This window comes from Bacillota bacterium (assembly GCA_040754315.1).
Lineage (GTDB): Bacteria > Bacillota > Sulfobacillia > DUSP01 > JBFMCS01 > JBFMCS01.
The window spans coordinates 13,201-26,136 of the sequence record JBFMCS010000006.1; the positions used below are offsets into that span (position 1 = coordinate 13,201).

Annotated in this window: 14 protein-coding genes; 10 read left to right on the forward strand and 4 right to left on the reverse strand. The window is 61.3% G+C overall.

Annotated elements, in window-relative coordinates; translation table 11 throughout:
* The first annotated feature begins 13 nt into the window (after positions 1-13).
* Complete coding sequence (locus tag AB1576_01200; GenBank protein ID MEW6080415.1) at positions 14-784, forward strand: ABC transporter ATP-binding protein; 771 nt, start codon at positions 14-16, stop codon at positions 782-784.
* Positions 781-1,497, forward strand: a complete 717-nt coding sequence (locus tag AB1576_01205) for an ABC transporter ATP-binding protein (protein MEW6080416.1) — start codon at positions 781-783, stop codon at positions 1,495-1,497. Before AB1576_01200 ends, AB1576_01205 begins: the two co-directional genes overlap by 4 nt.
* Before the next feature lie 28 nt (positions 1,498-1,525).
* Here the strand turns inward: AB1576_01205 and AB1576_01210 are convergent, their stop codons facing one another.
* Together AB1576_01210 and AB1576_01215 are read right to left on the reverse strand one after the other, a co-directional pair.
* Entirely contained in the window at positions 1,526-2,341 is an 816-nt protein-coding gene (locus AB1576_01210; GenBank protein ID MEW6080417.1) for a M23 family metallopeptidase, read from the reverse strand.
* Positions 2,342-2,591: 250 nt separating this feature from the next.
* Positions 2,592-3,944 (reverse strand): MATE family efflux transporter, encoded by a 1,353-nt coding sequence (locus AB1576_01215; protein MEW6080418.1) that lies wholly within the window; start codon positions 3,942-3,944, stop codon positions 2,592-2,594.
* A 154-nt stretch (positions 3,945-4,098) separates the two neighbouring features.
* On the opposite strand from AB1576_01215, the gene AB1576_01220 reads away from it, so the two are divergent.
* The 3 genes from AB1576_01220 to AB1576_01230 all read left to right on the forward strand — a co-directional run bounded on the left by AB1576_01220 (position 4,099) and on the right by AB1576_01230 (position 7,872).
* Positions 4,099-5,505, forward strand: coding sequence for a sigma 54-interacting transcriptional regulator (locus AB1576_01220; protein MEW6080419.1), 1,407 nt, complete (start codon positions 4,099-4,101; stop codon positions 5,503-5,505).
* 178 nt (positions 5,506-5,683) lie between these two features.
* Positions 5,684-7,024: a 4-aminobutyrate--2-oxoglutarate transaminase gene (gabT, locus tag AB1576_01225; GenBank protein MEW6080420.1), complete on the forward strand. Its 1,341-nt coding sequence runs from the start codon at positions 5,684-5,686 to the stop codon at positions 7,022-7,024.
* Positions 7,025-7,278: 254 nt separating this feature from the next.
* Complete coding sequence (locus AB1576_01230) at positions 7,279-7,872, forward strand: superoxide dismutase (GenBank protein ID MEW6080421.1); 594 nt, start codon at positions 7,279-7,281, stop codon at positions 7,870-7,872.
* Between the two features lie 84 nt (positions 7,873-7,956).
* On the opposite strand, the gene speB is transcribed toward AB1576_01230, so the two are convergent.
* Positions 7,957-8,907: an agmatinase gene (speB, locus tag AB1576_01235; GenBank protein ID MEW6080422.1), complete on the reverse strand. Its 951-nt coding sequence runs from the start codon at positions 8,905-8,907 to the stop codon at positions 7,957-7,959.
* A complete protein-coding gene (locus tag AB1576_01240; GenBank protein MEW6080423.1) occupies positions 8,904-9,380 on the reverse strand; it encodes a YbaK/EbsC family protein in 477 nt (158 codons plus the stop codon). Before AB1576_01240 ends, speB begins: the two co-directional genes overlap by 4 nt.
* Before the next feature lie 246 nt (positions 9,381-9,626).
* On the opposite strand from AB1576_01240, the gene AB1576_01245 reads away from it, so the two are divergent.
* From AB1576_01245 to AB1576_01265, 5 genes are read left to right on the forward strand one after another with little or no spacing between them, the layout of a single operon-like run.
* The gene (locus AB1576_01245) at positions 9,627-9,941 is read left to right on the forward strand and encodes a (2Fe-2S)-binding protein (GenBank protein ID MEW6080424.1); all 315 of its coding nucleotides are present in this window, start codon (positions 9,627-9,629) and stop codon (positions 9,939-9,941) included.
* Positions 9,919-11,019: an NAD(P)/FAD-dependent oxidoreductase gene (locus AB1576_01250; GenBank protein ID MEW6080425.1), complete on the forward strand. Its 1,101-nt coding sequence runs from the start codon at positions 9,919-9,921 to the stop codon at positions 11,017-11,019. The genes AB1576_01245 and AB1576_01250 overlap by 23 nt, the downstream gene beginning before the upstream one ends.
* Positions 11,016-11,507, forward strand: coding sequence for a 4Fe-4S binding protein (locus AB1576_01255; GenBank protein ID MEW6080426.1), 492 nt, complete (start codon positions 11,016-11,018; stop codon positions 11,505-11,507). The genes AB1576_01250 and AB1576_01255 overlap by 4 nt, the downstream gene beginning before the upstream one ends.
* Entirely contained in the window at positions 11,504-11,785 is a 282-nt protein-coding gene (locus AB1576_01260; GenBank protein ID MEW6080427.1) for a (2Fe-2S)-binding protein, read from the forward strand. The genes AB1576_01255 and AB1576_01260 overlap by 4 nt, the downstream gene beginning before the upstream one ends.
* Positions 11,778-12,920, forward strand: a complete 1,143-nt coding sequence (locus AB1576_01265; protein ID MEW6080428.1) for an FAD-binding oxidoreductase — start codon at positions 11,778-11,780, stop codon at positions 12,918-12,920. Before AB1576_01260 ends, AB1576_01265 begins: the two co-directional genes overlap by 8 nt.
* The last annotated feature ends 16 nt before the right edge of the window (positions 12,921-12,936 follow it).

Here is a 12,936-nt window from a genome sequence, read left to right on the forward strand (position 1 = left end):
GGCAGGTACCCCTATGAACGTTCTTGAAGTGGAGAATCTGACCAAGAGGTTCGGCGGCCTGGTAGCTGTGGACGACGTCACCTTTAACATGGCCGAGGGCGAGATCCTTGGCCTGATAGGACCCAACGGGGCTGGCAAGACTACCGTGTTCAACCTGATTACCGGCATCTACGCCCCGGATTCCGGAGACCTGCGCTTCTTCGGTGAAAGCGTCGTCGGCCTGAGGCCCCACCAGATAACCGAGAAGGGTGTAGCTCGCACCTTCCAGACCATCCGGCTGTTCCCCAACCTTACGGTACTGGAGAACGTCATGTCCGGGCAGCACTGCCGGGCCTCCACAGGTCTCCTGGACGCCATCGTCAGGACGCCCAAGCAGCGGGCGGAGGAGGCCGGTATCCTGGAGGAGTCCGAGCGCCAGCTGGAGCGCGTGGGTCTCCTGCACTTTGCGGGCGAACTGGCCAAGAACCTGCCCTACGGTGACCAGCGGCGCCTGGAGGTGGCTCGTGCCCTAGCCTCCTGTCCCAAGCTGCTGATCCTGGACGAACCCGCTGGAGGGCTGAACGAACACGAGAGCGCCGAGATGATGAGGTTCATATCAAGCCTTAGGGACACCGGCATTACGATACTCCTGATCGAGCACGACATGACGGTGGTCATGGGCATCTCCGACCAGGTGGTGGTCCTGGACAACGGGGCCAAGATATCTGAGGGCACCCCGGCCCAGGTGCAGGCGGATCCCAGGGTGATCGAGGCCTATCTCGGAAGGGAAGAGGACGAGGAATGAGCCTTCTCAAAGTGGAGGATCTTCACATCTACTACGGGCACGTGTACGCTCTGAAAGGTATCTCCCTTGAGGTGAACGAGGGAGAGATCATCTCCCTGCTTGGAGCCAACGGGGCTGGCAAGTCAACAACCTTGAGAGCCATATCAGGCCTTCTTAGACCCCACCAGGGTTCCATAGCCTTTGGAGGGCAGAAGGTATCCGGTGTGCCGGCTCATGAGATAGTCAACAGGGGAATATCGCACGCCCCTGAAGGACGCAAGGTCTTTGCCACTCTCACCGTGGATGAGAACCTCAACCTGGGCGCCTACACCCGCCAGAAGGACAAGGCTGGCATAGAGGTCTCCCGCGAGCGGGTCTTCAACCTGTTTCCCAGGCTTAAGGAACGGAGGACCCAGCTTGCCGGAACCCTCTCAGGTGGTGAGCAGCAGATGCTTGCCATCGGGCGCGCCCTCATGGGGAGCCCCAAGATCCTGCTCCTTGACGAGCCTTCCCTAGGATTGGCACCCATCCTGGTCCAGGCCATCTTTCGCACCATCCGGGAGATCAACGAACAGGGCGTGACAGTCCTCCTCGTGGAACAGAACGCCAGGGCGGCGCTGAAGCTCTCCTCCAGGGCCTACGTGCTGGAGGTGGGTAAGGTGGCGTTGAGTGGCTCTGCGCAGGACCTGGTGAAGGACGAGAGGGTTAGGAAGGCCTACCTAGGCGAGAAGTAGAAAGCCCTTTGTGAAGTGGCCGGGCAGGTTACTGCCCGGCCACTTCCAGCAGCCTTTCTAGGGTCTTGCGCACCTGTTCCGGGTTCATCCCCTCAAAGAACACTCGTCCATTCACGATTACTTCAAAGTGCAGGTGCGCCCCTTCGGATGTCCCCATCACGCCGTCACTGGTCCCAGAATTCCCCACGAAGCCAATGACCTCGCGGGACTTGACCCTGGTCCCGGTCTCAATGCCTGGAGCGATGGACTCAAGGTGGCTGTAGCGGGTAACGACCCCGTCCCGGTGCTGGATCCACACCTGCCGCCCGTTGAGGGAGTCGAGGATGTCATCGGGCGTCTCTCCTTCTATGATGGACGCATTCAGGTACTGCTCCCGTTGTTCCCAGGTCATTTCCCGAAACCCCGTGTCTGCCCTGGTGACCAGCCCGTCTCCGGCGGCCAGGGCCGGGGTGCCCACCTGCACGTCCACGCCACAGTAGCCTCCGTAGAAGTCCAGTCCCTGGTGAACCCCGTTCCGGTATGTCCTGGGTGCCCCAGGCAGCTGGCCGGCGGCGTCAGAAACCCGAGCCCCATCTATGGGAGTCACCAGGAAGTCCAGGCGATGCCAGGTGCCTGCCATGGCCTCCTCATCCAGTCCCTTTCCCAGGGCTGCCCTCTCCACCTGGGCCTGGTGCACCGGGAAAGGCCCTCCAGGCATGGGTTCCTCAGAGACTACCGGTTCCTGGGGCGCAGGCTCTGGCGGGGGCGGGGCTGTTTCACTAGCCTGAAGGGTTCCATAGTGGTAGCCTCCCACGGCCACCAGGAGGGCAACGAGTATGAGCGTGACGGGCGCAGATCGTGACATGTTATGGCAGGGCCTCCCCACTTCCGGCGATACTGTCGTTTCCTGCAGCAATTCGGCGAAGCTTGTCCAATACCTCTAGCCACGCCGGGGTGTCCATGTGGGGTTGTGGGGCCAACCGGTATGCTGGGGGGGGGGTGTTGGCTGTAAGGGGGGAAGGTGGCCAGGATCGTGGGTCCCGTGTGCTACGGGTAAGGCAGGCGTGGTGCCATGGCTCCAGGGGGCGACTCCGGAGAGAGAAGAGCCCGTCCCGTCATATCACTGTACGTTTCCAGGCTCCTCTCCTGAAGAACCACAGCAGGAGCACGGCCCTTGCCATCCATTCCACGGCGGTCCCGGCCCACACGTAGGGTATGGGGAGCGCGAGGACCTTGACGAACACTACGGTTAAGGGGAGCCGGATGCCCCATGAGGTGAGGGCGGAAATGTAAAGGGGTGGCTTCGTGTCCCCGGCCCCGCGGAGGGTTCCTGCCATGTTCTCCGCCACGGCAATGAAGGGCTGTGAGAACGCCGCCACCATAAGACACGCGGCGCTCAGGGAGATGACAGTGGGGTCACTGGTGAAGACCGAGGCAAGGGAACGGGGGAACAAGAGGAAGCACACGGCGAAGGCGCCCATGGACACCACCGCCAGCAGGGTTCCCTGGCGGGCGCTCTCGCTGGCAGCCTCGGGTTCGCCGGCTCCAAGGTTCTGCCCTACCAGGATGGTGGTGGCCACGGCAATGCCCCACCCAGGCATGAAGGAGAGGGACTCGGCGACGACCGCCACTTGGTGGGCGGCCAGGGCGTGTGTGCCCAGGGAGGCGATGATGAGGCTCTGGACGGCTCGCGAGCCGTCCAGCAGGAACCATTCCAGGCCCGTTGGTATGCTCAGGGACACCAGGGAACGGGCTACGGCTGGCTTGGGGTTTCTAAGGTGTGATAGGCTTAGGCCCGGGGTCTTCCACCGGAAGAACAGATACCAGCCTACGAGGATGAAGGCAAGGAAATGGGCTGCCAGGGAGGCTATGGCGGCCCCTGGCACTCCCATGGCGGGAAACCCCAGGTGACCGAATATAAGGACGTAATCCAGCAGGAGATTGGTGGCGTTTGAGGCGCCCACGATGTAAAGGGGTGTCCGCGTGTCGCCCCAGCCCCTCAGGATGGCGGTTCCAGCCATGGCCGGGAGCACAAACACAGCTCCTATGCTCACTATCCTCATGTAGGCGGTGCCCTGGGCGGCGACGTCAGGCTCGGTGCCAGCGACCTTGAAGAGACCTGGTGCCAGGAGGAAGACGCCGAGGGCCACTGCCACAGAGGTGAAGGTCATGAGGGTGAGAGCCATCCCCCCGATCCTGAGGGCATCTTCGTGGTCTCCTGCCCCTACCCTGCGTGATACCAGTATCATGGTGCCGGTCCCAAGGGAGGCTACAATGAACAGAATGGTCCAGTAGAACTGGCCACCCAGGGATACAGCGCCCAGGGCAGCGGCGCCCAGTCGTCCCACCATCACGGTGTCCAGCGTCCATACTGAGGTGTGTAAGAACATTTCGAGTACAGCCGGCCAAGCCAGTTGCAGTAGTGCTTTACGCTGCGTGCGTCTCAGGTAGCCTATCTTGTCGTTCAAAGCGCACCTCGCTGAGGCACAGGCTAGATCCACTATAACATTGAAGCCCTGCCAGGGCAACAGCCGCGAATAGGGGTAGTGGGGCTTAGCAGGAATCGCCATCCCCAGTGTTGAACAAGCTAATGCCGAAATCACGGCAGGGGGGGGCGAGGGTGTGCGGGGAAAAGCAGAACCTGGCCTGTGGGAGGCCTTGCTGGAGTACGGTCTTGACATGGTGGCCGACGGGATCCATGTGGTGGACGCTCAAGGCCACACTGTGCTCTACAATAGCGCCACTGCGCGCATGGAGGGTCTCAGGCCGGAGGAGGTCGTGGGGAAGCACCTTCTTGAGGTGTTCCCTTCCCTCAATGACGAGACAAGCACCCTTCTTACCGTGCTCCGCACGGGTAAACCCATCCTTGAGCGCCAGCAGACCTACGCCAGTTTCAAAGGGCGGAAGATCACCACAGTTAACTCCAGCGTGCCCCTGACATTCAAAGGACGCGTGGTGGGGGCCATGGAGATCGTCAGGGACATCACCCGTGTGGTAGAGATGTCAGAGAGGATCGTTGATCTCCAATCCCGCCTGGCTCCCAGAGGGCCAGGCCGTGAGAGGTCTCCTGGATCCTGGGCCACCTACAGCCTGGAGGACATCGTTACGGTAAACCCGGCAATGAAAAGGCTCAAGTCGGTCACCCTTCGCGCGGCCCGGAGCGACGCACCGGTGATAGTCTACGGGGAGACGGGGACAGGCAAGGAGCTGTTCGCCCACTCCCTCCACAACTCAGGCCCCCGCATGGGTGCGCCTTTTGTTGCTCAGAACTGCTCTGCCATCCCTGCTACTCTCCTTGAGAGCATCCTCTTCGGGACGGTCAAGGGTTCCTTCACCGGGGCCCAGGACCGTCGCGGCCTGTTTGAGCTGGCCGATGGAGGGACCCTCTTCCTGGACGAGATTAACTCAATGCCCCTGGACCTCCAGCCTAAGATCCTCCGGGTGCTCCAGGATGGGAACGTCAGGAGAGTGGGAGACCTTGATGTCCGGCCGGTCAATGTACGGGTCATCGCCTCCACCAACCTGGACCCCATGGAGGCGGTGCGAAAGAAGAGCCTTCGCGAAGACCTCTACTACAGGATAGCAGTTATATCCCTGCGCATCGCGCCCCTTAGGGAGCGCCGGGATGATATCCCCAGCCTGGTCGGCCACTTTGTGGCCAAGTACAATAAGTCCCACGAGTTCCAGGTGCGCGGTGTGCGCCCAGGGGTCCTCGATCTCTTCCAGCGCTACCCCTGGCCGGGCAACGTCCGGGAGCTGGAACACGCCATCGAGGGTGCGATGAGTATCATGGACGGGGAGTTCATCGAGATCCATGACCTCCCGCCCCCGCTGCTGGTGTTCTCGATGAAACCGGCCGGCGCAATGGACAACCCGAAAAAGCCCCTGCACGAGTCCCTCCGGGAGTTGGAGAGGGGGATCTTGCAGGAAACCCTCAGAAGATGCCAGGGTAACATCTCCAGGGCGGCCAGAGCCCTGGGAGTGCCTCGCCAGACACTCCAATCCAAGATAAAACGCCTGGGAATGTGATGATACTGCGGCACATGCCGAAAAGACGGCATCCCTGGCGGCGGTTTTACCGTTAGGGGTGCCTGCGTTTTGCCTGTGGTTACTGGGTTTTCCGGGGCAAGACAGGCTCCCCGCGCCTGGCATGTCTCTTGCGGGTACCGATTGTGACCAATAGCGGCAAAGCCGAGGAGGGTATTCCATGAGAAGATTTGCCGGTGTGAAGACGGATATCCCAGGGCCCAAGTCCAGGGAACTGCTCGCCAGGATGAAGCGGTGTGTTGTCCGGGCATGGGATCCACACGCACCAATGTTCATCTCCAGTGGCAAGGGTGCCATTGTTAACGACATTGACGGCAACACATTCATTGACTTCACCGGAGGCATTGGGGCCCTGAACGTTGGCCATAGCCCCAGCGAGGTGGTTGATGCCCTGAAGGAACAGGTAGAGGCATTCATTCACACCGACTTCACCGTTGTGCCCTATGCTTCACTGGTGGAACTGGCGGAGAGGCTGTGCCAGGTTGCGCCAGGCAATTTCGAGAAGCGAGCGGTGTTCTTCAACTCCGGTGCCGAGGCTGTGGAGAATGCGGTGAAGATCGCCAAGTATGCCTCGGGCAGGCATGCTGTCATAGCCTTTGAGGGCGCCTTCCATGGCAGGACCCTGATGGCAATGTCACTGACGAGTAAGATAAAACCTTACAAGAAGCACTTCCCGCCCTTTGCCCCAGAGGTCTACCGGGTACCCTACGCCTACTGCTACCGTTGCTTTCACGGCCTTACCTATCCCTCCTGCGGCCTGCAGTGTGCCAAGAGCCTGGAGCGGGCGTTCCTGACCATGGTGGACCCGGACAACGTGGCGTGCGTTGTCATCGAGCCCATCCAGGGAGAGGGCGGTTTTGTGGTACCTCCGAAAGAGTACCTCCCCCTAATCCAAGAGATCTGCAGGAAGCACGGGATCTATCTTGTGGTTGATGAGGTCCAGACGGGTTTTGCCAGGACAGGCGCTATGTTCGCGTCCCAGCGTTTTGGGATAGAGCCCGACATGATCACCATAGCCAAGTCCATCGGCGCCGGGGTGCCCATCAGTGGTGTGGTAGGCCGGAAGGAGATCATGAACGTACCGGAAGACAGCACCATCGGAGGCACGTACGTCGGGAGCCCGCTGGGTTGCGTGGCCGGGCTCAAGGTGCTGGAGATCATAGAGAAGCAGGACCTGTGCAAGAGGGCCCAAGAGCAGGGCCAGATCATGATGAAGCGCTTCACCGGCATGATGGACCGCTATGCGCTTGTCGGTGAAGTGAGAGGTCTTGGCGCCATGGTAGGCGTGGAGATGGTGAAGGACCGGGCCACCAAGGAGCCCGCCGGGGAACAGTGCAGCGCCATCCTGAAGAAGGCCATGCAGAAGGGTGTCATATGCCTGAAGGCGGGCACCCATGGAAACGTCATCAGGATCCTCGCCACACTGGCCATAACCGATGAACAGCTGGAGGAAGGCCTGGATATCCTGGAGGAGGCCATCCAGGAGGTAGCGTCCAGCTAAGAGGCCCCCATAATCGAGTCCCCCTGCCAGCCAGGCCCTGTCAAATGGGGCCTGGCTGGCATTAGAGAGGGATGACCCGGCCCGCCAGGGGAGAATGGGGGGAGCAGGGTAACCCCTGGCCCGTCGCATTATGTTGACAAGCGCCCTGGTGAAGCCTGGAGGAATGCGCGGTCTTGCCGTAGTATTAGCATCATACCGGGGCGGATCCAGGGTGATACTGTCCGGGGAGAGTCAAGAAAGGAGATAGGAACACGGTGAAGACACTGCCGGACCTTCCTTACGCATATGACGCGCTGGAACCCTACTACGACGAAGAGACCCTTCATCTTCACCACGACCTTCACCACAAGGCCTACGTAGATGGACTGAATAACGCTGAAGCCAAGCTGCAAGAGGCTAGGGAAAAGGGGGACTGGGCCCTCATCAAGCACTGGGAGAGAGAGATCGCCTTTCACGGATCCGGTCACATCCTCCACTCGCTGTTCTGGCAGAACATTGGGCCTGGCTGTGGGGGTCCCCCCACGGGTGCCGTCTCCGAGCAGATCACCAAGGACTTCGGAGGCTTCGAGGCCTTCAAGAAGGAGTTCTCCGCCGCCGCCGTGGCAGTGGAGGGGTCGGGCTGGGCAGTGCTTTGCTGGAACCCCTCCTTCGGCCACCTGGTCATCCTCACGGCGGAGAAGCACCAGGATCTCACCCAGTGGGGAGTCACACCCTTGCTCACCATTGACGTCTGGGAGCACGCGTACTACCTGAAGTACCGCAACAAGAGGGCAGCCTGGGTTGATGCCTGGTGGAACCTGGTGAACTGGGATGATGTTGACTCCAGGCTCGGCAAGGCCTTGAAGTAGGATCAGGGTTGCGGGGTTCACCTGCTGAACACTGGGCTCTAGGGGGACTCCTGGGGGGCCTTCACGCCCCCCAGGGGAATGACGTCACCCGGTGCGCTGCCTCTTCGCCGCCGCCAGGAGCCTGATAAACTCGTACACCATGGTGGCGGCCGCCAGGGAGGTGATCTCTCCAGGGTCGAAGGGGGGGAGCACCTCCACCATGTCGAACCCCACGAATTCTAGGTCCTCCAACGCCCGGAGAAACGATATGGCCTCACGGGTGCCAAACCCGCCCACCTCAGGTGTGCCTGTGCCCGGTGCCACCGAAGGGTCCAGGAAGTCCACGTCGAAGGACAGGTAGACCTTGTGCCCCCGGGCCCTGGCCAAGGTGTCCCGGATTGCTGGCTTCCACCCGATCTCGTGGATCACTCCGGCGAAGAACTGCTTCATGCCAGCCCTTTCAGCAGATTCCATCACGTCAGGCCCGTCCAGCCCGCCCCTGAGTCCTAGCTGGGTGGAGGCAGTGCCGTCAATGAGGCCCTCCTCCACAGCCCTGGAGATGGGAGAGCCGTGCCAGTAGGGCTGGCCGAAGTAGTTGTCCCATGTGTCCAGGTGTGAATCCAGGTGGATCAGGGCAACAGGTCCGTGAACGTTCGCCACGGCCCTGAGCACAGGCAGGGTTATGGAGTGATCGCCTCCCAGGAGGATGGGAACCACCCCTGCCTCCATAACGGGTCTTAGGGCTTGGGCTATCCGCTTGTTAGACTCCTCGTGATAACCCGGAACCACAGGGAGGTCGCCGTAGTCTGTGCCGGATACGTAGTCGAAGATGTCTGCGCGCCACTGGGCATCGAAGGGCCACAGGAGCCTGGATATGGAACGGATGGCCGAAGGGCCGAACCGGCACCCCACCCGCCAGCTGCCCCCAGTGTCAAAGGGGACGCCCACAACAGTGAAGTCCGCCCCCTCGAGGTCGGTGGTGGCAGGGAGTCGCATGAAGGTAGCTGGGCCGCTGAACTCGGGCTTATCGTAGGGCATGGGCCGGTACTTCCTCATTCCTTGCCATCCTCTTTCAGGTCCATTACTTCGGCCCCGCTGATCCTGGCCAGCTCCTGGGGTGTGATGGGGAACACGGCGTGAGGTGTTCCCGCCGCAGCCCACACCTGGTCGTAGTGGAACAAGTCTTCATCCATGAGGGTCCTCAGGGGGCTCTGGTGCCCCACAGGCGGTACTCCCCCGATGGGGAAGCCAGTGGCATCCCTAACCTCGCCAGCCTGCGCCCGGGCCAGGGCACACCCAAGGTGGCGACCCACCTTCTCCATGGATACACGGTTAGGACCTGAGGCGATTACGAGTACTGGCTCATCGCCAGCCCGGAACACAAGGCTCTTGGCTATCTGGGCCACGGTGGTGCCAATGGCTGAAGCCGCCTCCACTGATGTCCGGGTGCTTTCGCTCAACTCCAGTACCCTTGAGGTGACGCCCAGCGCCTCAAGGGCCCTCTGGACCGCCTGTGCGTTGGGGTGCATGGTAACACCCTCCTTCCAAGAGCACATCAACCCTTGTTGGCCCCATATTCGTTCCGGATATCCTGGATCCTCCCAGGGCCTTTCCCGGGGGCCAGGCAGATGCTCCCAAAGCCTCATTATCCCTGTCACCAGCAGGAATAGATGCTTTCTTGGCGAAACATCTCCATGGACCTTTTTGCCCGGATCAAAAAGGAGGGGAGAGGGGAGAATCCGGGGGCTTCACCATGCAGAGAGGGGAGTGATCCCGTGAGAATCACCCACCACCCCATCCTGGAATTCCAGCGAGGCCGCAAGGTGAGGTTCACCTTCGATGGCCGGGAAATGGAGGGATACGAGGGCGAGCCAATTGCCGCTGCCTTGCACGCGGCCGGGGTGCGGGTGCTCCGTCACAGCCCCAAGCTGAACCGTCCGAGGGGCTTCTTCTGTGCCATAGGGAACTGTTCATCCTGCCTAATGAAGGTAGACGGAGTCCCCAATGTCAGGGTGTGTGTGGAGAGACTCCGGGAAGGGATGCAGGTCCAGACGCAAGTAGGGAAGGGTGATCTCCTTGAGAGCGTATGATGCCATCGTTATAGGAGGAGGACCCGCAGGCCTTCCCGCGGCTATCGAACTGGCGTCCTGTGGCGCGAAGGTTGCCATGATTGACAGGGAGGACAGGCTTGGAGGACAGCTTACGAAGCAAACCCACATGTTCTTTGGATCTCAAAGTCAGAGAGCCGGCACTAGAGGTGTAGACATAGCCGGCATACTGGCCAAGGAAGCCCTGGAAAAGGGCGTAGAGGTATACCTAGGGGCTACAGTATTGGGTTACTACGACGACCGCGTTATAGCCGTGGAAAAAGACGAGAGGTTCATCAAGATGAAGGCCACTGCCTACGTGGTGGCCACTGGAGCCTCCGAGAAGATGCTGGCTTTCCCCAACAATGACTTGCCTGGGGTGTACGGTGCCGGTGCCATCCAGACACTCATGAACGTCCACGGTGTGATGCCCGGAAAACGGGCCCTCATGGTAGGCGCGGGGAACATCGGCCTGATCATCAGCTACCAGCTGGTGCAGGCCGGGGTAGAGGTTGCCGCAATAGTGGAGGCGGCCCCAAGGATCGGTGGCTACTGGGTCCACGCGTCCAAGGTTAGACGCCTGGGCATCCCGGTACTTACCTCCCACACAGTCACGCAGGTCCACGGAACGGACGCGGTTGAGAGGGTTACCGTGGCCAGGGTGGATGACTCCTGGAGCCCTGTGCCAGGGACTGAGAGGGACTTCGATGTGGACGTGGTGGGCCTTGCGGTGGGACTTTCACCCCTGACGGAACTGCTGTGGCAGGCAGGGTGTGCCATGCGTTTTGTACCCGCCCTGGGCGGGCACGTCCCCGTGCGCAACGAGAACCTGGAGACCTCGGTGGACGGCCTGTTTGTCGCCGGGGACGTAGCCGGGGTGGAGGAGGCCTCCAGCGCCATGCTGGAGGGTCGCCTGGCGGGGCTTGCCGCAGCCCTGAAGCTAGGCCGGGGATCCGTGACCGGTGTCATGAAGGCCATGGAGGAAGCCCGGCTAGAGCTGGAGTCCCTGCGGGCGGGGCCTGTGGGTGACAAGATCAGGAAGGGCCTGGAAGCCCTGGCACGGGAGGCGATGGCTTCATGATAGAGAATACAGGGGTGGCTACAAAAGAAGACCTTGCCCAGGTGGAGCCCAGCCTTGAGAGGCGCGAGAAGGGCCCCGTGGCGGTGTTCGAGTGCTTCCAGGAGATCCCCTGTAACCCGTGCTACACCTCTTGCAGGGTGGGGGCAGTTGAGGAGTTCAAGGACATTAACGACCTGCCCCATGTAGACCACGATAGGTGCACAGGTTGCGGTGTGTGTATCAGTCACTGTCCCGGATTGGCCATCTTCGTGGTGGACCAGAGTCACCAGGACTACGCTGTAGTGAGGGTGCCCTACGAGTTCCTGCCGGTTCCCAGCGAGGGCCAGGAGGTGGATGCCCTGGACCGTGAGGGGAATGTGGTGTGCCGGGCAAGGGTGCGGAAGGTCCAGAACGCCAAGAGCCAGGACAAGACACTGGTGGTATGGCTTGAGGTTCCCCACGAGGCGGCAATGACTGCCAGGAACTTCAGGGTGGTGAAGGACAGGTGAGTGACAAGGACATTGTGATCTGCCGGTGTGAAGACATCACCCTGGGGGAGATCCGGTCCCTTCTGGATGAGGGTTTCCTCACCGTGGATGAGGTTAAGAGGATAAGCAGGTGCGGCATGGGTCCGTGCCAGGGCAAGACCTGCAGGGACCTGGTGCTGCAGGAGATATCCCTAAAGACGGGCAGGCCTGTCAAGGATCTGAGAATGCCCACCTTCAGGCCGCCGACGAAACCCGTGAAGCTGGGGGTAATTGCCAGGGGGGAAGAGGACGATGTCTAAGTGCTGGGACGCCGTCATAATTGGTGGCGGCGTTCACGGGTGCTCCCTTGCGTATCACCTGGCCTCCCAGGGCCTGAGGCCCCTTGTGCTTGAAAGAAGCTACCTGGCCTCAGGGGGCACGGGCCGGTCGGCGGCGGGAGTGAGGCACCAGTTCGGCACAGAAGTCAACTGCCTTCTGGCTATTGAGAATATCAGGGCATTTGAGCGCATCCAGGAGGAACTGGACTACCCCTGGGACATCGAGTTCCAGCAAGGGGGGTACCTGCTCATCGCCTACAGCGAGGGGCAGCTCGGGCAGTTCCAGGAGAACGTCGCACTGCAGCAGAGGCTGGGGATTGATTCGGTGATGCTGTCCCCCGAGGAAACGCTCCGGCTTGTGCCTGAGCTGAACCCCGAGGGGGTGCTGGGGGCGAGTTACTGTGCCAAGGACGGGCACGTTAACCCGTTTCACCTCACCTGGGCGTACGCCAGGGCGGCCGAGCGGCTTGGGGCCACCATACGCCAGTACTGCCCGGTCATCTCAATAACCGGGGACGACAGGGGGGTACGCGGGGTGGTGACCCCGGATGGTACCATCGAGTGCCCAAACGTGGTGGTGGCAGCGGGCCCCTGGGGTCCCTCCTTGGTGGAACCCCTGGGGCTGGAGGTGCCCCTTTACTCTGAACGCCACCAGATCATGGTCACGGAACCGGTGGAGCGCTTCCTCGACCCCATGATCCTGTGCTTTGATGATGGCACCTACTGGAAGCAGACCCCCCACGGGAGCGTAATCATGGGCATTGGGGATCCCATGGAACTGAAAGGGCTTTTCATGTCGAGTTCCTGGTCGTTCCTGGAGGAGGCAGCCCTCCGGATATCGTCCCACATGCCATCTACGCTCGGGCTGCGAGTGGTGCGGCAGTGGGCGGGGCTCTATGACATCACACCGGATTCCCAGGCCATCATAGGGCCCACCCCTGTTGAGGGTCTCTACCTGGACCTGGGGTGGAGCGGCCACGGCCTCCAGTTCGCGCCCAGCGTTGGGAGGATCCTGGCCCAGTTGATATCCGGGCAAGAGCCCTTCATTCCCGTGGACGCCTTGGGGCTTGACCGGTTCCAGACGGGAAGACTCATCCCAGAGCCTGCCTGCGTGTGATGCAAGGGAGGACTGA

Bases quoted from the DNA above. Each gene is read 5' to 3' on its own strand.
- speB (MEW6080422.1), bottom strand. From the start codon at position 8,907: ATGAGGAAGTACCGGCCCATGCCCTACGATAAGCCCGAGTTCAGCGGC.
- AB1576_01205 (MEW6080416.1), top strand. From the start codon at position 781: ATGAGCCTTCTCAAAGTGGAGGATCTTCACATCTACTACGGGCACGTG.
- AB1576_01240 (MEW6080423.1), bottom strand. From the start codon at position 9,380: ATGCACCCCAACGCACAGGCGGTCCAGAGGGCCCTTGAGGCGCTGGGC.
- gabT (MEW6080420.1), top strand. From the start codon at position 5,684: ATGAGAAGATTTGCCGGTGTGAAGACGGATATCCCAGGGCCCAAGTCC.
- AB1576_01210 (MEW6080417.1), bottom strand. From the start codon at position 2,341: ATGTCACGATCTGCGCCCGTCACGCTCATACTCGTTGCCCTCCTGGTG.
- AB1576_01200 (MEW6080415.1), top strand. From the start codon at position 14: ATGAACGTTCTTGAAGTGGAGAATCTGACCAAGAGGTTCGGCGGCCTG.
- AB1576_01255 (MEW6080426.1), top strand. From the start codon at position 11,016: ATGATAGAGAATACAGGGGTGGCTACAAAAGAAGACCTTGCCCAGGTG.
- AB1576_01265 (MEW6080428.1), top strand. From the start codon at position 11,778: ATGTCTAAGTGCTGGGACGCCGTCATAATTGGTGGCGGCGTTCACGGG.